The 19,192-nt window shown below is 69.3% G+C and carries 19 protein-coding genes and 2 tRNA genes; 12 read left to right on the forward strand and 9 right to left on the reverse strand.

Going from position 1 to position 19,192, the window contains the following annotated elements; all coding sequences use genetic code 11:
• A complete protein-coding gene (locus WH85_RS46975) occupies window positions 1-564 on the forward strand; it encodes a hypothetical protein (protein WP_052720448.1) in 564 nt (187 codons plus the stop codon).
• 55 nt (window positions 565-619) lie between these two features.
• Here WH85_RS46975 and WH85_RS14180 read toward each other — a convergent pair whose 3' ends face one another.
• Both WH85_RS14180 and WH85_RS14185 read right to left on the reverse strand, forming a co-directional pair.
• Window positions 620-1,867 (reverse strand): L,D-transpeptidase, encoded by a 1,248-nt coding sequence (locus tag WH85_RS14180; RefSeq protein ID WP_045742378.1) that lies wholly within the window; start codon window positions 1,865-1,867, stop codon window positions 620-622.
• Window positions 1,868-2,019: 152 nt separating this feature from the next.
• Window positions 2,020-3,270 carry a L,D-transpeptidase gene (locus WH85_RS14185; protein WP_045742299.1) on the reverse strand — a complete coding sequence of 417 codons (1,251 nt, stop codon included), beginning with the start codon at window positions 3,268-3,270 and terminating at the stop codon, window positions 2,020-2,022.
• 140 nt (window positions 3,271-3,410) lie between these two features.
• Here WH85_RS14185 and WH85_RS14190 point away from each other — a divergent pair.
• The 3 genes from WH85_RS14190 (at window position 3,411) to WH85_RS14200 (ending at window position 4,440) form a co-directional block, all read left to right on the forward strand.
• A tRNA-Lys gene (locus WH85_RS14190) sits at window positions 3,411-3,483 on the forward strand.
• 135 nt (window positions 3,484-3,618) lie between these two features.
• A tRNA-Lys gene (locus WH85_RS14195) sits at window positions 3,619-3,691 on the forward strand.
• Window positions 3,692-3,780: 89 nt separating this feature from the next.
• Entirely contained in the window at window positions 3,781-4,440 is a 660-nt protein-coding gene (locus tag WH85_RS14200) for a hypothetical protein (protein ID WP_157410991.1), read from the forward strand.
• Here the strand turns inward: WH85_RS14200 and WH85_RS14205 are convergent.
• Window positions 4,406-4,993, reverse strand: coding sequence for a DUF4190 domain-containing protein (locus tag WH85_RS14205; protein WP_052720452.1), 588 nt, complete (start codon window positions 4,991-4,993; stop codon window positions 4,406-4,408). The genes WH85_RS14200 and WH85_RS14205 overlap by 35 nt on opposite strands.
• Before the next feature lie 129 nt (window positions 4,994-5,122).
• On the opposite strand from WH85_RS14205, the gene WH85_RS14210 reads away from it, so the two are divergent.
• A complete protein-coding gene (locus WH85_RS14210; protein WP_063775510.1) occupies window positions 5,123-5,782 on the forward strand; it encodes an NADPH-dependent FMN reductase in 660 nt (219 codons plus the stop codon).
• Window positions 5,783-5,785: 3 nt separating this feature from the next.
• Here WH85_RS14210 and WH85_RS14215 read toward each other — a convergent pair whose 3' ends face one another.
• Complete coding sequence (locus WH85_RS14215; protein WP_045742300.1) at window positions 5,786-7,306, reverse strand: sulfatase family protein; 1,521 nt, start codon at window positions 7,304-7,306, stop codon at window positions 5,786-5,788.
• A 347-nt stretch (window positions 7,307-7,653) separates the two neighbouring features.
• On the opposite strand from WH85_RS14215, the gene WH85_RS14220 reads away from it, so the two are divergent.
• Window positions 7,654-8,847, forward strand: a complete 1,194-nt coding sequence (locus WH85_RS14220; RefSeq protein WP_245673935.1) for a cytochrome P450 family protein — start codon at window positions 7,654-7,656, stop codon at window positions 8,845-8,847.
• 54 nt (window positions 8,848-8,901) lie between these two features.
• On the opposite strand, the gene WH85_RS14225 is transcribed toward WH85_RS14220, so the two are convergent.
• Window positions 8,902-9,567: a DUF305 domain-containing protein gene (locus tag WH85_RS14225; RefSeq protein ID WP_045742302.1), complete on the reverse strand. Its 666-nt coding sequence runs from the start codon at window positions 9,565-9,567 to the stop codon at window positions 8,902-8,904.
• 139 nt (window positions 9,568-9,706) lie between these two features.
• Between WH85_RS14225 and WH85_RS14230 the strand changes: the two genes are divergently transcribed.
• Window positions 9,707-11,137 carry an LVIVD repeat-containing protein gene (locus tag WH85_RS14230; protein ID WP_045742303.1) on the forward strand — a complete coding sequence of 477 codons (1,431 nt, stop codon included), beginning with the start codon at window positions 9,707-9,709 and terminating at the stop codon, window positions 11,135-11,137.
• Window positions 11,138-11,177: 40 nt separating this feature from the next.
• Here WH85_RS14230 and WH85_RS14235 read toward each other — a convergent pair whose 3' ends face one another.
• Window positions 11,178-12,353, reverse strand: coding sequence for a helix-turn-helix domain-containing protein (locus tag WH85_RS14235; RefSeq protein ID WP_245673936.1), 1,176 nt, complete (start codon window positions 12,351-12,353; stop codon window positions 11,178-11,180).
• 158 nt (window positions 12,354-12,511) lie between these two features.
• On the opposite strand from WH85_RS14235, the gene WH85_RS14240 reads away from it, so the two are divergent.
• Window positions 12,512-12,913, forward strand: a complete 402-nt coding sequence (locus WH85_RS14240) for a hypothetical protein (RefSeq protein ID WP_045742305.1) — start codon at window positions 12,512-12,514, stop codon at window positions 12,911-12,913.
• A gap of 76 nt (window positions 12,914-12,989) precedes the next feature.
• Window positions 12,990-13,778, forward strand: coding sequence for a hypothetical protein (locus tag WH85_RS46980; protein ID WP_052720454.1), 789 nt, complete (start codon window positions 12,990-12,992; stop codon window positions 13,776-13,778).
• A gap of 362 nt (window positions 13,779-14,140) precedes the next feature.
• Here the strand turns inward: WH85_RS46980 and WH85_RS14250 are convergent, their stop codons facing one another.
• Together WH85_RS14250 and WH85_RS14255 are read right to left on the reverse strand one after the other, a co-directional pair.
• The gene (locus WH85_RS14250) at window positions 14,141-14,356 is read right to left on the reverse strand and encodes a DUF397 domain-containing protein (protein WP_045742383.1); all 216 of its coding nucleotides are present in this window, start codon (window positions 14,354-14,356) and stop codon (window positions 14,141-14,143) included.
• 40 nt (window positions 14,357-14,396) lie between these two features.
• Entirely contained in the window at window positions 14,397-15,245 is an 849-nt protein-coding gene (locus tag WH85_RS14255) for a helix-turn-helix domain-containing protein (RefSeq protein WP_045742306.1), read from the reverse strand.
• Between the two features lie 261 nt (window positions 15,246-15,506).
• Between WH85_RS14255 and WH85_RS14260 the strand changes: the two genes are divergently transcribed.
• Genes WH85_RS14260 through WH85_RS14270 form a run of 3 tightly spaced genes read left to right on the forward strand, consistent with a single transcriptional unit; the run spans window position 15,507 to window position 18,601 of the window.
• Entirely contained in the window at window positions 15,507-16,148 is a 642-nt protein-coding gene (locus WH85_RS14260; RefSeq protein ID WP_052720456.1) for a GOLPH3/VPS74 family protein, read from the forward strand.
• On the forward strand, window positions 16,145-17,977 hold the full coding sequence (locus WH85_RS14265; RefSeq protein ID WP_083449000.1) for an APC family permease: 1,833 nt from the start codon (window positions 16,145-16,147) through the stop codon (window positions 17,975-17,977). Before WH85_RS14260 ends, WH85_RS14265 begins: the two co-directional genes overlap by 4 nt.
• 12 nt (window positions 17,978-17,989) lie before the next feature.
• On the forward strand, window positions 17,990-18,601 hold the full coding sequence (locus tag WH85_RS14270; RefSeq protein WP_045742308.1) for a GNAT family N-acetyltransferase: 612 nt from the start codon (window positions 17,990-17,992) through the stop codon (window positions 18,599-18,601).
• A 16-nt stretch (window positions 18,602-18,617) separates the two neighbouring features.
• On the opposite strand, the gene WH85_RS14275 is transcribed toward WH85_RS14270, so the two are convergent.
• A complete protein-coding gene (locus tag WH85_RS14275; RefSeq protein WP_045742309.1) occupies window positions 18,618-19,172 on the reverse strand; it encodes a hypothetical protein in 555 nt (184 codons plus the stop codon).
• Between the last annotated feature and the right edge of the window lie 20 nt (window positions 19,173-19,192).

A 19,192-nucleotide genomic window follows, 5' to 3' on the forward strand; every position in this document is an offset into this window, starting at 1 on the left:
ATGTCGATCTTCTCCCGTCTCCTGGGCGGTTCGCCGGAGGTGGCGCCGCTGCCCTACGACCCGCAGTCTCCGGAGGGTCTCGCCGCCCGCTGGGTGCGCTGGGTCGCCGGGATCGGCCCGGTCCGCAATCCGATCGGTGACGAGAACGGCCTCTACTCGGATCTGCACCAGCCCGACGACGTCTGGTTCCTGGCCGGCACCTTCGGCGGGGAGGCGCGTCGCAGCTGTCCGGTGCCCGCGGGCCGGCCGTTGTTCTTCCCGGCCTTCAACATGTGGCACTGGCCGGCGGAGGGCCCGCCGACCGCGCTGCGCGGCGCTTTCGGTGGTCTGACCGTCGACGGCGTCCAGGTGGAGCTGGATGTGATCGCGACCCCGGTCCCGTTCCTCGTGGCCGGTGCCCGGGCGAACCCGGTGACGCAGACGAACAAGCCGGTCCCGGTGACCGTCTGGGGTTACTGGAAGCGTCTCGACCCGCTTCCGCCCGGCAACCACGTCGTGCAGTTCTCCGGCGGCGACGGTCACGGTTTCATGGTGAGCGCCACCTACTACCTGGCCGTCGGCTGACCGGTCCGGACACGGAGAAGGCCCGGTCGGCAGCGACCGGGCCTTCTCGTGAAGGTCAGAGGTAGCTGCCCTTCTTGTACTCCTCGTAGCTCATGTTCCAGTCGGTCCAGCCGTTGCCGTTCTTCAGCTTCTCCTCGGTGCCCGTCACCTTGATCGGGTCGCCCATCAGCGTCTTGTTGAAGAGCCACTCGCCGAGTGCCTCGGAGACGTTGACGCAGCCGTGCGACACGTTGGTGGAGCCCTGCTGGCCCTCGGACCACGGAGCGGCGTGGATGAACTGGCCGCTGTACGTGATGCGCTGCGCCCAGTCGATGTCGGTGCGGTAGCCGCCGTCCGGGTCCTCGTCGGTGGTGTCGAAGACGGTGTGCGCCTTCTTCTCCATCACGACCATGGTGCCGCTCGACGACGGGGTGCTCTTCTTGCCGAGGCTGACGGGGATGGTCTTGATGACCTTGCCGTCCTGCTCGACGATCATCTTCTTGGTCTTGTTGGAGACCGTCATGATCAGCTCACGGCCGACCTTCATGTCGACGGTCAGGTCGGACCGGCCGTACCACCCGTCACCCAGCTTCACGCCCTTGAGCTGCACCTTGTAGAAGATCTTGGTGCCGGCCTGCCAGTACACCTTCGGCCGGTAGTGCACCTCGGTGGAACTGATCCAGCGCCAGGTGCCCTCCTGGGCGGGTGTGGCGGTGACCACCATGCGGCGCTCGACCTCGGCCCGGTACTTCTCCGGGATGGCCCGGCCGAACTTCATGATCAGCGGCATGCCGACGCCGACCGTGTTGTCGTCGCCGAGGAAGCTGGTCACCCGGACCAGGTTCGCCGGCTTCTTCATCGTGGTGAACGAGCTGCTGGTGGTGTTGCTCTTGCCCTGCGCCTCGGGCGTGGCCACGGTCACCGTGTACTTGGTGGCCCAGTCCAGTGACTGGGCCGGGCGCCACGTGTTGTCGTCCTTGTCGACGGTGCCCTTGACCTCGGCGCCCTTGGCGTCGGTCACCGTGACCGTGGTGTTGTCCGGGTCCTCGCTGTTGTACTTGACCTCGGACCAGGCCTCGACGTCCGTCGCGTCCAGCGCCGGGGACGTCACCGCCACCGTGCTCAATTGCGGCGCCGCCGACGCGGCGCCGGAGGCTCCGCCCGCGGTGTCGCCGCCGCCCTCCCACGAGGGCGAGTCGCCGCCGCTGCACGCGGCGGTCAGCAGCAGCGACCCCGCCGCGAGCACGCCGACCAGGGCTGTGCGCCAACGTCGGCCGGCGCGGCCGACCACCGCGGATCGCCCCGCTGACCGCATTGCATCCATGTCCATGGTCCCCTCACGGCGTCGTTCTCCCGGCGCCCAATACTGCTCCATAAACGGCGGGCCACCAATCCCGGTTTTGTGCCGTGACCGCGCTGTGGCCTTCGTCGTGGTGTCCGCATCGACGTACCCCGGTGGCGCCGGACCGGAAACCGTCAGCCGAGGCCGGCGGGCACCTCGAGCGCGCTGCCCTCGGCGAACTTCTCCCAGCTCACGTTCCACGGGGTCCAGCCGTTGCCGTACGACAGTTTGTCGCCGGTGCCCTTGACCGTGACCGGGTCGCCGATCAGGGTCTTGTCGAACAGCCACTTGGCGTTCGACGGTGACACGTTGACACAGCCGTGTGACACGTTGCGGCTACCCTGCGCTCCGGTCGACCACGGGGCCGAGTGGATGTACTGACCGCTCCAGGTCAGGCGCTGCGCGTACTCGATGTCGGTGCGGTAGCCGTTCGCGCCGTCGGTGTCGGTGGTGTCGAAGACGGTCGCCGCCTTCTTCTCCATGACGACCATGGTGCCGCTCGACGACGGGGTGCTCTTCTTGCCGAGGCTGACCGGCATGGTCTTGACCTCTTTGCCGTCGCGCAGCACGGTCATCTGCTTGGTGGCGTTGTCGACGTTCATCTCGAACCTGCGCCCGATCTTCGCGGTCGCCGACCGGTCCCGGTCACCGTAGATGCCCTTGCCGGTCGGGTGCCCGCCGACACCGATGCGCACGGTCAGCGTGGTGCCGGGCTCCCAGAACTCCGGGGCGCGGTAATACGCCTGCGTGCCGGCGGCGGTCCACGACCAGGTGCCCGGCTGCGACGGCGAGGTCGTCACGAACATCCGCTTCTGCACCTCGGCGCGGTCCGCCTTCTTGATGCCCGGGTTGAACTCGACCACCACCGGCATGGCGACCCCGTACGTGTGGTCGTCGAAGAGGTAGAGGCCGGTGCCGGTCCGCTTCGAGGGCGCGCCCATCGTGGTGAACGACGTGGTGGCGGTCGTGGACTGACCGTCGGCGCCGGTGGCGACGACGGTCGCCGCGTACTTCTGCCGGGTCTTGAGCGGTTTGGCGGGCACCCAGGAGGTCTTGTCCTCGCGCATCTCGCCGGCGACGCTCTTGCCCTTGGCGTCGGTGAGCGTCACCGAGGTGACCTCCCCGCCGTTGACCTCGACGCCGATCTCGGCGCTGACGGGCACGTTCGTCTTGTCGGCGGCCGGTGTGACGGTGAGCGTCACCGGGCCGCCGGCCACGGTGGTGCTCTCGGTCACCGGCGCGGTCGAGCCGGATGTCGCGGCGGGTGTGCTCGCGGCGGGCGTGGGGTCGGCGATGGCGGGCTCGGAGTCGTTACCGCAGGCGGCCAGGGCGGCGATCAGGCCGCACGCCGTGATCGCCGCGAGGGAGCGGCGGAGGTCAACCATTCTCGGGGGCCCCGTTCTGGAGTTGTCGGCGCAGCCATCCTGACGCATCCACGCAACCAGCGGGTCCTCCTTCAGGGGGGATCCGGGCGATTTCAAGGACAGTCCCGGCCCGTGCTAATGTTCTCCTCGTTGCACGGCGAGCGTCGCTAGCTCAACTGGCAGAGCAGCGGACTCTTAATCCGCGGGTTGTAGGTTCAAGTCCTACGCGACGCACTCTCACCACGCACGGAAGCCCTGACCGGGATCGGTCAGGGCTTCGTTCGTTGGTGAGCCCGCCCCTGGTGAGCGGGCCGACCCCCTGATGAGCAGCGGCCTCCGGCCGTGTGTTAAATTTTCTCCCGTCGAAAGGCGTCGCTAGCTCAACTGGCAGAGCAGCGGACTCTTAATCCGCGGGTTGTAGGTTCAAGTCCTACGCGACGCACGGCAGAAGTCAGGGCCTCACCTCATTCGCAGGTGGGGCCCTGACGGCATTCCGGGACACGACCGCCCACCCGTGGTGATCATGGTGCGGTGCGACGGATACGAATGATGCGGGTCTGTGCCGCCGTGGCGGCCGGCGCCGGGCCTCTTCTCACGGCGGTCCCGGCCGCGGCGCACCCGATGCCCCACTCGGTCGTCCTGCTCGACGTGCACGGATCGTCGGTGACGGCCGAGCTGGAGATCCCGGCCGGCGACCTGACCGCCGCCAGTGGCGTCCCCGTCGAGCTGCCCGCCCGGGCCGGGGAGCTGCGGACCTACCTGGCCGCGCACATCCGGCCCGTGAGCCCCGCCGGCCGGCCCTGGACGGTCCGGGTCGGTGACCTGGCGACGACCGCCGCGGAGCAGACGTCGACCGGGCCCTACCGCGAGCTGACCGCCACGGTCGAGCTCACCCCACCGGCCGGCGAGGACGGAAGGCACCTCACCGTCGGGTACGACGTGGTGGTCCACCAGGTCGTCACGCACGTGACCCTGGTCTCGGTCCGGCGGGGCGGGACCACCGTGCAGGCCGGTGAGGTGCGGATCGACAACCGCACGATGACCGTCCCGCCCCTCGCCGTCGACCTCGGCGCAGGCGGCCGTGACCTGGCCCGCCCGGCCGCGCTGGGCGGGGCGCTGGTGGCGCTCGCCGTATTCGCGGTGGCGGCTGCCCGGATCAGGAGCCGGCGAAGATCGCCGTCAGGCCGCTGATCCCGCTGGTGAGCAGGATCGCGATGGCCGGCGCCAGGGCGATGTATCCCAGCACCAGGCCGGTGATCGCCATGCCCTTGCCGCTCTTGCGGTTGTCCTTGGTCTCGTTGAGCCCGATGTGCCCGAAGATGATCGCCAGCAGGCTGACCACGCCGAACGTGCAGAAGAAGGTCAGGGCGCTGATGATGCCGAGCACCATCGACGCCACGGCCAGCCCGGAGGTCGGCGGCCCGATGTGCCCGATCACCACCGGCTGGTACATCGGCTGCGGCGGGTACGGCGACTGCGGGGGATAGCCGGCCTGCTGCTGCGGCGCGTAGTACGGCTGCGGAGGCGGCGCGTACGCCTGCGGCGGGGCCTTGTAGGGATCCGGCGCCGGTGAATAAGGCTGCGGCGGGAAAGGCGAGGTCGGCGCGGGGTCGTTCACCGACGCCCAGGCCGACGACAGCGGCGTGGTCGGCGGAGCGCTGTCCGACTCCGGGAAGGGAGAGGAAGCCGGGAACGGAGCCGTCGGCTGCGTCGGGTCGAACGGCGATGAGGTGGGTTCTGACATGAGCTCCGAGTTCCTGGTAGACCGTCGTCCCATGCTGCCGGGCACGTCCCGCGCGGGCTACCCTTCCGCCCTGATCGGGTCCGAAAGTTCCCGCGATGTGTCCGGTCGGACGTCGTCTATCGTCGGCCCATGACGCGCGTCCTGCTGATCCCGGGGAGCACCCGTGACGGCTCGCTGCACACCTCCGCCCTGCGCACCGCCGCCCACCTGGCTCCGGAGGGCATCGCCGCCCTGCTCTACGGCGGCCTGACCGGGCTGCCGGCGTTCGTCCCCGGTGATCCGGGACCGCCGCCGGTGGCCGAGCTGCGCCGCCTGATCGCCGAGGCCGATGCCCTGATGTTCAGCACCCCGCAGTACGCGGGTTCGCTGCCCGGCAGCCTGAAGAACCTGCTCGACTGGCTGGTCGACGGCGGTGACCTGGCCCGCAAACCGGCCGCCTGGCTGTCCGTGGTGCCGCCGGGGCAGGACGACGGTGCCTGCGAGGCCCTGGAGGCGGTGCTCGGTCACGGCGACGCCCGCCTGCTCAAGGCCGCCTGCATCCGGCTGCCGCTGGAGATGAGTTCGGTCGACGGGGCCGGCACGGTCACCGATCCCCGTCTGCACCTGGCCCTGCAGGACATGCTGCACGCCCTGATCGGCGCGATGGCGTTGCCCGAGCCCCGGCAGCAGCCGTCGTGGCAGGTGCACTCGAGCGTCTACCCGGTGATCCAGGCGCCGAGCACGCCGGGTTTCGTCAGCGGACAGTCCGCCTGGCCCGGCGTGCAGACGTGGAAGGGCAACGACGGATGATCCTCAGCTGATCGCGCGCCCGGCCGTGGCACAGGCGGCCGCGCCCACGCACGTCGCCAGTCCGCGCAGCGCCGCGTGCAGCTCGGCGATCCGTTCCGGCTTCAGCGTGGGCCCCAGGTTGCGCAGCTGGTCCGGGTCCGTCGTCCGGTCGTAGTACTCGCGGGTGCCGTCCACGTACTCGACGTAGGTGAAGGTCGCGGTGCGGATCGCGTCGTATGCCGGCGGGATGTTCCGCTTGTCGACCTGGTAGTCCGGGTCGAGCGGGTCGGCGGCCGGGTCCCGGTGTTCGATCAGTTGCACGGTCCGCCACTGGTCGGGCACCTCCCCGGCGAGCAGCGGCTTGATGCTGCGCCCGTCCGCGTCCGCCGGCGCGCTGCTCCCGGCCAGGTCGGCGAAGGTGGCTCGCAGGTCGATGTTCTCCACCAGCGCGTCCACGGTCTTCCCGGCCTGCACGCCCGGGCCGGCGACCACCAGCGGCACGTTGACGTCGGTGTCGTACGCGGTCTGCTTGCCCGACGCCATCCGGTATTCGCCCAGGTGGTAGCCGTTGTCGGAGTTGAAGACGACGATCGTGTCCCCGGCGACGCCGGCGGTGGTGAGCGTCGCCCGCAGCGAGCCGATCATCCGGTCGATCGACTGCACCGACTGGACCCGTTTACGGAAGTCCGCGTCGGTCGCCGCCTTCTCCTTCTTGGTGAGCGGCGTGTGGTTCGCCAGCCACTGCGGTGCCGGGCTGGGCAGCTTGTCGTACGCCGCGGTCCGTGGCGCCTTCAGCCCGGGGAACGAGGCCGCGTCCCGGGGCGCCGGCGTGTACGGGCTGTGCGGCGCGTACGTCGCCACCTCCATCATGAACGGTTTCCCGGTGGCGGCGGTGCTGGTGATGAACGCGGACGCCTTCGCCGAGAGCACGTCGGTGAGGTAGTCGCCGGGCGCGGTGCCGTACTTGGTCACGGTCCCGTTCTCGTTGAGCGAGTAGTCGAAGTTGTCGTACGCGTTCCCGCCCGCCACCCAGTAGTCCCAGCCCGGCGGCGTGTACGGCCCGGTGCCCAGCGGGTTCCGTGGCTGGTATTCGTTGAGGTACTTGCCGAGGAACGCGGTCCGGTAGCCGGCGGCCTGCAGGTCGGTCGCGAAGGTCGACTTCTCCTTGCCCTTGCTGTGGAACAGTTTGAACCCGCCGTCGGACCCGTGGTTCTTGAAGATGCCGGTGTTGTGCGGGAACTGTCCGGTGAGGATGGACGCCCGTGACGGGCAGCAGAGCGAGTCGGTCACCGCGTAGTTGCTGAACGTGGTGCCCTCCTTCTGGAGCGCCACCACGTTCGGCATGTGCTGCACCAGGTTCTTCGACAGGTCGTCGACCAGCAGGTAGACGATGTTCGGTGTGGTCGCGGTCCGGACCGGTGCGGGTTCGCCGTCGGGCGCGGCCATGGCCGTTCCGCTCCCGGTGTTCGACGTGCACGCCGTGGTGGCGAGCAGCAGGGCGACGGCGGTGACCGTGCCGAGGGCACGACGGTGGCGGGAGAACATGTGGCGCGGGTGCTCCGTCCGGGGGTAGGCGGCGACCCCCGGAGGGTAGTAGGCGCCCGCTGCCCGGCGAACCGTGCGGGCCCTTCTCGAACCGTCGGGTTGCTTACCTCCGGCTGAGATGATCTTTAAGAATGTCTCAACAGTCGGTCGCGAAACCCTGAAACGGCGGATAGTGGACACTCTCGCCGACTCCGGGAGGTATTCCGTGTCTTCCTGCTCCCGCCCCCATCCGCGCCGTCCCCGGCGACTCGCCCGCCGCCGGCGCCTGCCGCTGCGCCCGCCGCGGTCACCCCGGCGGGCCGGCTGACGGATCCCGGGCCCGGAGATCGAAGAGTATCGTCGGATTCGTGACGGTCCTCGACTATGCCGACCCGGCTTTCCAGTCCGATCCGCACCCGGCCTACGCGCACCTGCGGCAGGTCGCCCCGGTCCACCGCGCCCGGCTGCCCAGCGGCGTCGAGGCCTGGCTGGTCACCCGTTACGAGGATGCCCGCCAGGCTCTGACCGATCCCCGGCTGTCCAAGAAGACCGCGTTCGCGGTCGGCTCGTCCCGGACCGCGACCCGGTCCCCGTCGGTGAGCAACGTCCTGTCCCACCACATGCTGGCCGCCGACCCGCCCGACCACACCCGCCTGCGCCGCCTGGTCTCGGCCGCGTTCACCGCCCGCCGCATCGAGGCGTTGCGCCCCCGCATCCAGGAGATCTCCCGCGACCTGCTGGACGCGCTGGAGGGCGTGGACGAGGCGGACCTGATCGACACCTACGCCTTCCCCCTGCCGATCCAGGTGATCTGCGAGCTGCTCGGGGTGCCCGCCGCCGACCGGGACGCCTTCCGCGCCTGGTCCGGCATCATCGTCGCGGGTTCACAGTCCGGCGACCGCCTGCAGCCGGCTGTCCGGGACATGTCCGCGTACATCCTGGCCCTGCTCGACGAACGCCGCGGCACCCCCGGTGACGACCTGCTCTCCGGCCTGATCGGGGTCAGCGACGCGGGCGACCGGCTCACCGAGGCCGAACTGTCCTCGATGGTCTTCCTGCTGCTGATCGCCGGCCACGAGACCACCGTCAACCTGATCGGCAACGGCGCCTACCTGCTCCTGCGGGACCGTGCCCGCTGGCGAGAGCTGGGGGCCGATCCCGCGCTGCTGCCCACCGCCGTCGAGGAGTTCCTGCGTTTCGAGGGCCCGGTGGAGACCGCCACCTTCCGGGTGGCCACCGAACCCCTCACGCTGGGGGGTGCGCGGATCGCCGCCGGCGACCCGGTCATGGTGGTCCTGCTCTCCGCGAACCGCGACGACACCCGCTTCCCGGACGCCGGGGTGCTCCGGCTGGACCGCACCCAGAACCCGCACCTGGCGTTCGGCCACGGCATCCACTACTGCCTGGGCGCGCCGCTGGCCCGCCTGGAGGCGCAGATCGCCTTCAGCGACCTCCTGGCCCGCCATCCCGGCCTGCGTCTGGCGGTCCCCGCCGAGGACGTCCGCTGGCGGCCGGGCATGCTGCTGCGCGGCCTGGAACAGCTGCCGGTCCATCTGCGCTGAAGCCCTTCCCGGGGGTACGCGCTGAAGCCGTCGACCATCCGCGGCGGCGGATGGTCAGGCGATGCCCAGTTCCGCCATCCGCCGGATCTCCACCACCTGCTCGACCGCGGTCTCGTTGGCCATCTCGCCCAGCCGCTGATCAGTTCCGCCCCGCACCAGGTCGCCGGCCATCTGCTGGGCCCCGCGGTGGTGGGCGGTCATCATGGTGACGAAGAGCCGGTCGAAGTCCGCCCCGGTGGCCGCGGCGAGTGCCGTCATCGCCGTGTCCGCCTGCATCCCGGGCATGGTCGCGTGGTCGTGCGCGGGGTCGCTCTCCGGTTGTCCCCGATCGCTCAGCCAGGCCTGGAGTGTCACGATCTCCGGGCCCTGGCCGGCCTTGATCCGGGCCGCGATCCCGGTGACGCCGGTGTTCACCGCCCGTCCGGGCGCCAGGTCGGCCATCACGATCGCCTGCCGGTGGTGCACGATCATCATTTGGGCATACGCGACATCTATCCCGTTGTAGGCTGAACCGTCGGGCGCCTGCACCTGATCGGAGCCGGTCACCGCCGCTGACTCGCCCGGTCGCCCCGGCAGCACGACGCGCACCGGTGCCGTGGAGGCGGCCGGTGCCGCCGCCGGTTCCGGGTCGCCGGTGTCACGGGTGAGCGCGACGAGCCCCGCGGTGGCGGCGAGCACGACGGCCACGAGGGTCGATGTCCACAGACGACGGTGTTGCATGTATGTCCTTTCCGTCTCGAGCCACCCACGGCGGGCCTTCGGCGGTTATCGTAACGATCGATATCGCTGTCGCTGGCGGTGTGTGGTGTACGACTTACCGTGTGTCGCCGGTGGCTGCGCAGCCGGAAGAAGGAGCTTCATGGAGCACCCTGCCTCACGAGGGCGGATCACGCGCCTGGCCGGTGCCGGTGCGGTAGCGGTCTTGCTGAGCTTCCTGGCCGTTAACCCGGCCAGGGCGGAAGCGGCCGTGATCCCGGGCGTTGACGAGATCGTCAGCAGCGCGAACATCAAGCAGGTGGCCAACATCCCCAAGCAGGGGCCGTTCGCCACGGAGAGCGCCCTGAACACCGACTGGGCGTTCAAGGGCAAATACGCCTACGGCGGCAACTACAACGGTTTCACCGTCTACGACATCAGCAACCCGCGTCAGCCTGCGGTCGCGGCCCAGGTCCTCTGCCCGGGCGCGCAGAACGACCCGTCGATCTACGGTGACCTGCTGTTCCTGGGCACCGACTCGCAGCGCAACGACGACTCGTGCGCCAGCACGAGCGTGCCGGGCTCCTCGCCGGCCGAGACGCCGCGCTGGGAGGGCATCAAGATCTTCGACATCAGCGACCCGCTGACGCCGAAGTACATCGCGGCGGTCAAGACCGACTGTGGTTCGCACACGCAGACCCTGGTGCCCGGCAAGGGCAAGGACAAGTCGGTCTACATCTACGTCTCGTCGTACAACCTGTCGGGCGCGAGCGTGCCGAACTGCGCGCTGCCGCACGACAAGATCTCGATCGTCAAGGTTCCGTTGAAGAACCCGACCGCGGCCGCCGTGGTGGCCACGCCGGTGCTCTTCCCGGACGGTGGTTTCCCCGGTGACGAGGACAGCAACGAGACGACCGGCTGCCACGACATCACGGCGTACCCGGCGAAGGACATCGCGGCCGGAGCCTGCATGGGTGACGGCGCGCTCTTCGACATCGCGAACCCGGTGGCGCCGAAGGTGATCACCACGGTCCGGGACACGGTGAACTTCGCGTTCTGGCACTCGGCCACGTTCAACAACGACGGCAACAAGATCGTCTTCACCGACGAGCTCGGTGGCGGCGGCGGCGCGGAGTGCAACGCCGAGGTCGGTCCGACGCGGGGAGCGGACGCGATCTACGACATCGTCGGCAAGGGCAAGAAGGCCAAGCTGGCGTTCCGCAGCTACTACAAGATCCCGCGGGAGAACACCGACTTCGAGAACTGCGTGGCCCACAACGGCTCGCTGATCCCGGTGGCGGGCCGCGACATCATGGTGCAGGCGTGGTACCAGGGCGGCATCTCGGTCTGGGACTTCACCGATTCCCGCAAGCCCAAGGAGATCGCCTACTGGGAGCGGGGCCCGCTGAGCGCGGACCGGCTCATCGTCGGCGGCTCCTGGTCGGCGTACTGGTACAACGGCTTCATCTACTCGAGCGACATCCAGAAGGGTCTGGACGTGCTCGAGATCAGCGACCGCCGGATCGACAAGGCGGAGAAGAAGCGCACGTACCTCTTCAACGCGCAGACCCAGGACGACTACCGCAAGTGGTGACCTGAGCTGACCGCCGGTGTGGCCGTATGTGCGAACACGGTCATGCCGGCGGCCGGTGCCAGGCCCACAGCGCCCACCACCAGCGCATCGTCTCCAGCACAGTGAGCTGAGCGCCGGTCTCGGCGAACCCGGTCAGCTCCCGCAGCCGCCGCAACCGGTAGCGGACCGTGTTCGGGTGCAGATGCAGCGACTCGGCGGTCCGGTCCAGTCGCTGCCCGTGGTCCAGATAGGCGATGGCCGTCCCGGCCAGGTCCTGATGAAAGTCGTCCGCCGGATCGAGCGCGGTCAACAGCCCGTCCCGCAGGAACCCGGCCAGCAGTGGTTGCCCGGCCAGCGCGGTCTGCCCGGCGAGATCCACGACACCGCACACCCCCGTCGTCCCATGGGCGCGGGCCGCGTCGAGCGCGGTCTGGGCGAGGCGGTGCGCCTCGGTCGCCTTCTCCAGGGGTACGGGCGGAGTGGTCACGACCAGACTTCCCGGCTTCTCCCCGAACCCGGGTATCCGCGGTGTCACGCCGCTCAGCCGCCCGCCGACCGGGGCGAGGACGCCGCCGCACCGGGTGAACGCCTGCTCCAGTTCCCGGACCCGGGCCGGATCCGCCGCGTCCGACACCACACAGTGGTAGTGCGCGACGGCGGACAGCCCGAACCGCGCCGGGTCCTCGTCGTTCTCCTCGCCCAGCAGCAGCCGGCGCAGCAACCGGATCCGGGCCGCCCGCCGGTCGATGTTCAGCTGTCGTTCCGCCGCCCGGTGGCCCTCCAGCACGTGCCGGGCCAGCGCGTTGCCGTACCGGTCGAGGCGCAGCAGGCCCTGCAGCAGGACGTCGTCGGCGAGCCCGAGTTCGCGTCCCCGGCCGATCGCGATCTCCAGGATGCGGCTGCGCCCGGCGTGCGCCCCGGAGAGCAGGGCCGCCACCGGTACGCCCAGCGCCGCGCCCTCGGCGCCGAACCGGGCGGCTTCGGTGAAGTCGTCGTCGCCGGGCTCGCCGGTGCGCAGGAACGCCCGGCAGCCGGCCTTGATCAGTGCCGCCACGTGGTGCCGGCTCTCCTGGCGGTGCAGCCGGGCCGCCTCCGGGGACTGGGTGCGGGCGGCGGCGACCACCTCGTCGACCAGTCGGGTGTCACCGGCGAGGCCGTGCACCAGGGCGGCGAGCGCGCCGCCGGTCACGGCCGGGGTTCGCGGGGGCGCGGCCGGGGGTGTGCCGGGCTGATCCACATGCGGCTCCGATGTGATTCCTTCTCGTGTTCTCGCGGTGTTACCGCAACGTAACAGGCAAAGACATCGATGGGAATCAGATCCTTTCGGGTGCAACACCGGGTGACCCGCGCGCGTCGAAACCGGACTTCCTGCACCATGTGGGTACTTTGGTCCCCATGACGACGACCGGACGACGCAGCCACCTGCTGCGCCGGTCGCTGCCCGCGCTGCTCCTCACGCTCCTGCTGGCCCTCTTCGCGGCCCCGTCCGGCCGTCCGGCCGCCGGCGCCCAGCCCGGCCTCGCCCGGCTCGCCGGTGCGACAGTGGGAAGCGCCTCCGCCCGGCTCACCGGCACGACGGCGGTGAGCGGCTCCGCCCGCCTCCTGGCCGGCGCGGCGGCGGAGCGCACCTCCGCCCGCGTCCCGGCGGAGCAGGTGGCCTCGGTTCCCGTCGCGGAACCCGCCCCGGAGCACGAAGCGCGTACGCCGTCCCTCGTCGTCCCGGGCATCGCCCGCGTCCTGCGGCACCAGTACGCCGCCGGGACCAGCGCCTCGCGCGCTCCGCCGCCCGTCGCCTGAGCACCCGGCGGCCGACGGCCGCGCGGGTTCACGCGAGTCCCCCTGCGGAAACCTTGACGAGTGGACGAGAACACTGATGAACATCGTTGCCGAGATCCTGGTCCACGAGCCCGCCACCATGGCGATCTGGGCCTCGTTGCTGCTGCTGACCCTCCCCGCCGTGGTGCTGCTCGCCAGTCCGGTGGGAATGCGGCACCCGGTGCGGACCCTCACCCGGGCCGCCCTGTTCGTGATGCGGACCGGTCAGCGCCGTGAGGAGCGCCGGATCGACCGGGAACAGCGGGCGATCCGGGCGGCCCGCTACGCCGAAGAGGTGGGCGTGGCCGCCGAGCAGGCCGGTTATGCCGTGAGTCGCTGGCAGGAGCACTGGGCCGTCGCGTCCGAACTGGTCGACACGACCGCGGTCGCGTGGCACGTGGCGGACGCCCGCTGGACCCGCAGCCGCGTCGCGGTCCCGTACTGCGCGCCGTGGACCCCGCAGACCCCGGCGGAGTACGCCGACCGGGAGAACTTCCTGCACCGCACCGTCCGGTCCGCGGTCGAGCGGGGTGACCTGCCGGTCGAGGCGCTCAGCGACGCCGTGCACGGCCGTGGTGGCTGGGATCCGCGGCTGCACCCGGTCCGGCAGGAGCTGGCGGTGCACCGGGCCTGCGCCGGTCACCTGGAGCGGGCTCTGCGGGCCGCCGTCGCCGCCGAGCGTTCCGCCTGGCACGACCTGCAGCTGGCCCGTCGCAGCCGGGACAGCCTGCGGCACGAGGCGCTGGTCGCCGAGGCGCAGGCCGCTCTGGTCCGGCACCTGCTGCCGGCGGCCCCGGCGGCACCGCGGGCGATGGTCCCACGCCCGGCTTTGGCGCCGGTCGCCTGACCGATTTTAATCACACAAAGACGTTAGTGAATGTGTGCTTGGTGATCATGGCGTCGATCACGGCGGTGGGAATGACACCACCATCGACCGGTCCGGCCAGGTTCGTGATCTCGTGTCCGGATGGGCGGGTGTGACCTCGCGCCGTTCGGCAGCCCGGTCCTTCGCCGGCCCGCAGGGGTAGCTGTCCTGCTGTCCGTGCAGGTCCGGGGCGCGGACAGCCCTGCCGCGATCGGCGGCAGGGCTGCTGCCCCGATGCCGCGGCGTTCCTCCCGGAACGTCGCGGCACACCGCTAGTCGCACATCGTGGAAGTCGACCTTGCGGTCGGGCACTTCCATCGTCGTACGCCTATCGGTAGGCTCTCTCAGCGAACGATGTCGAATTCGCCGTCCTTGGCAGAGTCCACGAAGGCGGTCCACTCCGCCTGCGTGAACATGAGGGCCGGACCTGTTCGGTCCTTGCTGTCACGGACGGCGATTCCATCGTCGAGGAAAGCAACCTCGACGCAGTTGTTACCGCCGTTGCCGTTACTGCGACTGCCCTTTTTCCAGACGGCACCGTTGAGTTGGTGCGCGAGCAACTCGGGCACCTCCCTTCGATATGAGATTTCCTCGGGAGTGCTACGCGACGAGCAGGCTCTCGATCATCTTTATCGTAGTCCGATGGTCGAGCGCCTTTGCGCTCAATCGCTCGAACTCCTGTCGGTACCTGGCAACCTCGTCTGGTTGCTCTTCGTAGAAGTCTCCCGCAATGCCTTCCAGGTAGACAACATCCAAATGGGTGGTCTCGCGGAACTCCAAAAGCGCTGCTGACCCGCCCAGGAACGGGTGTTCGCCGACGTTGAACGGCGCGATCTGCAGGGTTACATTCGGTAATCTTGCGGAGTCGATCAAATGCTGCAGCTGGCCACGCATCACGTCCTCGCCACCGATCACCCGGCGCACCACGGATTCGTCGATGATCGCGGACAGTTCGAGGGGGCGCTCGCCGCTGAGCCGGCTCTGTCGCGTGAGCCGTAGTGCCACCCGCCGGTCGATGTGTTGCGGTGAATCCATCGATCGACCGGTATTGATCAGTGCCCGCATGTACTCCTCGGTCTGCAGGAGGCCGGGCACGAGGACCGCCTCCCACGTGCGCATGGCGGTGGCCGCCGCCTCCAGCCCGACGAAGTTGCCCGGGCGCATGATGTCCCGGTAGTCGGTCCACCATGTCCGCTCCCGGGACAGCCGGGCCAGCTCCACCAGCGCCTCGCGATAGCCCTGGTCCCGGACGTTGTAGAGCGTGAGCAGGTCGCGCACGTCGCGCGGGGTCACCGCGACCCGTGCGGTCTCGATGCGGGTGACCTTGGCGGCGTGCCACTCGAAGTGCCGGGAGACGTCCTGTTGCGTCAACCCGGCCGCCTCCCGGCAGCGCTTGAGCTCGGCCCCCAGTCTGCGGCGTCGTAGCGTCGGACCCTCAATATCGGACACCTGGACTCCCTACCGTCCTAGTGAAGTCGATATTACGACCGTTTCCGCACGTTTCCGCAACTCATTCATGATCAGTCTTTCCAAGATCAGCAAATCATGATCACAAATGGGGTGCTGGACGGCGGGGCCTGAATAAGAAGTCTAGTACTTCTTGTATTGACCTTGATGTTGGGTACATGATGCATCGGACATCGAGTTCTGTCTTGTTTCCTACATAGGTGAAATGATCATTGGAACTTGCGTCTAAGGGGCGTGGGCGGAGTGTTGGCTGACCAGTATTACCTGATCGCACATGAGGACCGCACCGGAAGGTCCCGGCTGCACCCTCGTGCGACCGGCCTGGGCCTGGCCGCCGCGTTACTCGGCGAGCTGGTTCTCGAAGGACGCATCGGCGTCAGTGACGGCGAATTGATCATTCTCGACCAGCGTCCCCCTCGGGACGCGCTCGACCACGACATCCTCGATCTCCTCTGTGCACAGTCGCAGCACCGCGACGTGCACACCTGGCTGGCCTTCCTCTCGCAGGACGCGGCCGTCCGGGTCGCCGAGCGGTTGGTCCGCGTCGGCGCCGTCGAACTGGTCACCAAGCGCCGCATGCTCGGCACGCTGCAGACCCTCTATCTGCCCAACACCGCGCGGCAGCGCAACGCGGCGGCCTGGGCCTCCACCCGCGTGGCGAACATCCTGGTCCGCGGCATGGAGCTGAACCTCAGCGACCGCATGCTCGTCGGCCTGACCGTGGCGACCGGCCTGACCCGGCACGTGATGTACGGCTTCGAGATGTACCCGCACATCTACCACGCGCTGCCCAGCATGATCGCGTCCCTGCCCGGTGACTTGCGCGAGCTGGTCGAGAGCACCGAGTCCTCGGTGGGCTCCGCCCTCGCGGTGGGCCGGCGTTGACCGGCCGCCATCAGCGCCGGCGCGACAACGTCGACCAGTGGGCCGGGCGTGTGCTCCAGGAGCAGCGCCGGCGCCAGGCCGAGCCGGACCTGATCTCCCAAGCCCTCGCCAGCAACCGTCTCGGCGTCCCATCGGTCGTGTTCTTCGGCGTCGCCGGTGCGGCCCCGCTGACCGTGGTCATCGGCGGCATCTCGACGGTCTACGCCGTGATCGGCCAGACCGCTGCCCCGATCGTCTACATCGTGGTCGCCCTCATCCTGTCGATCTTCACGGTCGGCTTCGTCGCGATGAGCCGCCACATCGTCAACGCGGGCGCCTTCTACTCCTACATCGCCCAGGGTTTCGGCCGGGCTCTCGGGGTCGCCTCGGCCTTCGTGGCCCTCCCGGCGTACGCGATGATGCAGATCGGTCTGTTCGGTCTGTTCGGCGTCGTCGCGGCGAGCGTGCTCGAGGCGTTCGGGCTGGTCACCTCATGGGTGGTCTGCGCGCTCGTGGCCTGGGCGCTGGTCGCCGTCCTCGGCATCCTCTGGGTCGACCTCAGCGGCAAGGTGCTCGGCGTGCTGCTCGCGCTCGAGATCCTGGTCGTGGTGGTCTACGACGTGATCATGATCGCCAACCCGGCGGGCGGCGAGATCAGCTTCGCCACGCTCGACCCGGTGCAGCTGCTGACCCCCGAGGTCGCCGCGATGATGGTGCTGGCGATCGCCGGCTTCGTCGGTTTCGAGGCGACCGTGGTGCTCTCCGAGGAGGCCCGCGATCCGAAGAAGACGGTCGCCCGGGCCACGCACATCTCGGTGATGGTGGCCGGCCTGCTGCTCGGTGTCTCCGCCTGGGCGATGTCGGTGAGCACCGGACCGGCCCGGATCGTCGCGGTGGCCCAGCAGGAGACGACCAACCTGGTCTTCGCCCTGGTCGCGCCGCACGTGCCGGAGATCCTGGTGAGCATCGGCTACCTGCTCTTCATGACCAGTGTCTTCGCGGCGCTGCTGGCCTTCCATGCCGCGGTCTCCCGCTACCAGTTCGCCCTCGGCCGTGAGGGTGTGCTGCCCAGCGCCTGGGGTTACACCCATCCGCGCACCGGCGCCCCGGTGGTCGGCTCGATCGCGCAGAGCGTCGTCGCCCTCGGCGTCATCGTGCTGTACGCGTTCATCGACCAGGACCCGCTGGTCTACCTCTTCGCCTGGCTGACCACGATCGGTGGTCTCGGCGTGCTCATCCTGATGTGGGGTGCCTCGGCCGCGGTCGTCGCATTCTTCCTGCGCAATCCGGGCCGGGAGAACGTGTGGCGGTCCATGGTCGCGCCGATCATGGCGTTCTTCCTGCTCAGCATCGTCCTGGACGCGACGGTGATCGGTCTGGGAGACATCCTGCAGGTGCCGGAGGGCTCACCCTTCCGCTGGATCTTCCCGGTGGCGTACGCGGTGTGTGCCGTCGTCGGCATCGCCTGGGCATTGATCATGCGGCGCACCCGCCCGCAGGCGTACGCGGTGATCGGACGCGGGGGAGACGGCCGCGCGGTGATCGAGAACCTGCCGGCGGTTCCCCGTCCGCACTCGCACGCGTTGCCGATGCACCCCTCCGGGCCGTACCCCGGACCGGAGTACCCCGATGCCGACTACCCCGGCTCGGCATACCCGGACGAGCACTTCCAGGGCCGTCCGCACCTCGGTCCCGGATACCCGCACGAATACCCGGGTGAGGGCTACCCCAGCGAGGACTTCCCGACCCAGCAGCAGCCGGTGACCCCGCCGTACCCCGCTCCGCAGTACCCGGGTGCGCAACACCCTGACCAGCAGGACCCCACTCACATGCAGCAGTCGATCAGGTAGGGGACAGGTTCAATGACGTACGCGATTCAGGAGCTCGTGGTCCGTCACGTGTCTCCGCTCGACACCGCGGAGATCACCGAGGTGGTGGCCGACGCGATGTGGGACGGCCCGGTCGCCCGCTGGCTGCAACCCGACCCGATGGCCCGCCGCCGCAACGTTCCCCGGTACTTCGAGATCTTCGTGGACTACGCCGTCCAGTACGGGGAGGTCTACGGCACCGCCGACGAGACCGGCCGGATGGCCGCGGTGGCCCTGTGGTTCCCGCTGACCTCGATGATTCCGCCGCCCTTCGAGTACGAGCGGCGCGTCAAGGAGGCCGCCGAGGACGCGATCGACCGGGTCCAGCAGTTGGACGTCGCCCTTGACGCCAACCACCCGCTGGAACCGCACCACTACCTGGCCTTCCTCGCCGTCCGCCCGAGCCGCCAGAACCACGGTCTCGGCAGCGCCCTGATCGGCCGCCATCACGCCCGGCTGGACCAGGCCGGCATTCCCGCCTATCTCGAGGCGAACGACCCGCGTAACCGGGATCTCTACCTTCGACACGGATACCAGGTCCGGTCCGTGATCGACCTACCCGACGGGCCGCCGCTCTGGACGATGTGGAGGGCGCCTATGGTCTGATGCCGACCCGAGAGGCTCAGGCAGCCGCCCGGAACTCGTAGGCCCAGAACTGCTCCTCGTCCATGCGTTCGGCATGCATCGTGCCGCCGGCGAACCGGTTCAGGATCCGTTCGGTCGCACGACCCATGTTGCGCTTCGCGTCGTTGTATCGACAGAAGTCGAGGGCGATGATCCCGTTCTGGCTGGAAGCGGTGCGGTACATCGCCTCCATGAGATCCAGGAGTGCGCGGGAGGATCGACGGTCACGATCGACAGCGACGAACCCGGCGTACCAGATGCGCCGTTGCCGGTACAGCTCCGGCCATCGACGTTCGAAGTACTCCGGAGAGATCAGTGACATCGAATAGAGATCATTGCTGAGGGTGGCGAACCCGCAGAGAGTGCCCTCGTCGTCGTAACAGAGGTACTTCTCCACGCGCCGGTCCAGCATGACCTCGTCGAACTCCGACTGGTACATCAGATGACGCTGCACCGCCAGTGCGCGCATCTCACCCAGTGCTCGCTCATAGAGCTCCCATGCGGCCTTGTGCAACTCGTCGTCGGTGATCTGGTCGATGACCTTGACAAGCATGACTGCTCCTCCCCGGGCTC

The sequence above is a fragment of the Actinoplanes rectilineatus genome, assembly GCF_000962825.1.
Taxonomy (GTDB): Bacteria; Actinomycetota; Actinomycetes; order Mycobacteriales; family Micromonosporaceae; genus Actinoplanes; species Actinoplanes rectilineatus.

What these genes read in the sequence shown, in the direction of transcription:
- WH85_RS14240 (WP_045742305.1), top strand. Translation starts at nt 12,512, where the DNA reads ATGACGACGACCGGACGACGCAGCCACCTGCTGCGCCGGTCGCTGCCC.
- WH85_RS14270 (WP_045742308.1), top strand. Translation starts at nt 17,990, where the DNA reads ATGACGTACGCGATTCAGGAGCTCGTGGTCCGTCACGTGTCTCCGCTC.
- WH85_RS46980 (WP_052720454.1), top strand. Translation starts at nt 12,990, where the DNA reads ATGAACATCGTTGCCGAGATCCTGGTCCACGAGCCCGCCACCATGGCG.
- WH85_RS14215 (WP_045742300.1), bottom strand. Translation starts at nt 7,306, where the DNA reads ATGTTCTCCCGCCACCGTCGTGCCCTCGGCACGGTCACCGCCGTCGCC.
- WH85_RS14225 (WP_045742302.1), bottom strand. Translation starts at nt 9,567, where the DNA reads ATGCAACACCGTCGTCTGTGGACATCGACCCTCGTGGCCGTCGTGCTC.
- WH85_RS14185 (WP_045742299.1), bottom strand. Translation starts at nt 3,270, where the DNA reads ATGGTTGACCTCCGCCGCTCCCTCGCGGCGATCACGGCGTGCGGCCTG.
- WH85_RS14230 (WP_045742303.1), top strand. Translation starts at nt 9,707, where the DNA reads ATGGAGCACCCTGCCTCACGAGGGCGGATCACGCGCCTGGCCGGTGCC.
- WH85_RS14275 (WP_045742309.1), bottom strand. Translation starts at nt 19,172, where the DNA reads ATGCTTGTCAAGGTCATCGACCAGATCACCGACGACGAGTTGCACAAG.
- WH85_RS14205 (WP_052720452.1), bottom strand. Translation starts at nt 4,993, where the DNA reads ATGTCAGAACCCACCTCATCGCCGTTCGACCCGACGCAGCCGACGGCT.
- WH85_RS46975 (WP_052720448.1), top strand. Translation starts at nt 1, where the DNA reads ATGTCGATCTTCTCCCGTCTCCTGGGCGGTTCGCCGGAGGTGGCGCCG.
- WH85_RS14210 (WP_063775510.1), top strand. Translation starts at nt 5,123, where the DNA reads ATGACGCGCGTCCTGCTGATCCCGGGGAGCACCCGTGACGGCTCGCTG.
- WH85_RS14180 (WP_045742378.1), bottom strand. Translation starts at nt 1,867, where the DNA reads ATGGATGCAATGCGGTCAGCGGGGCGATCCGCGGTGGTCGGCCGCGCC.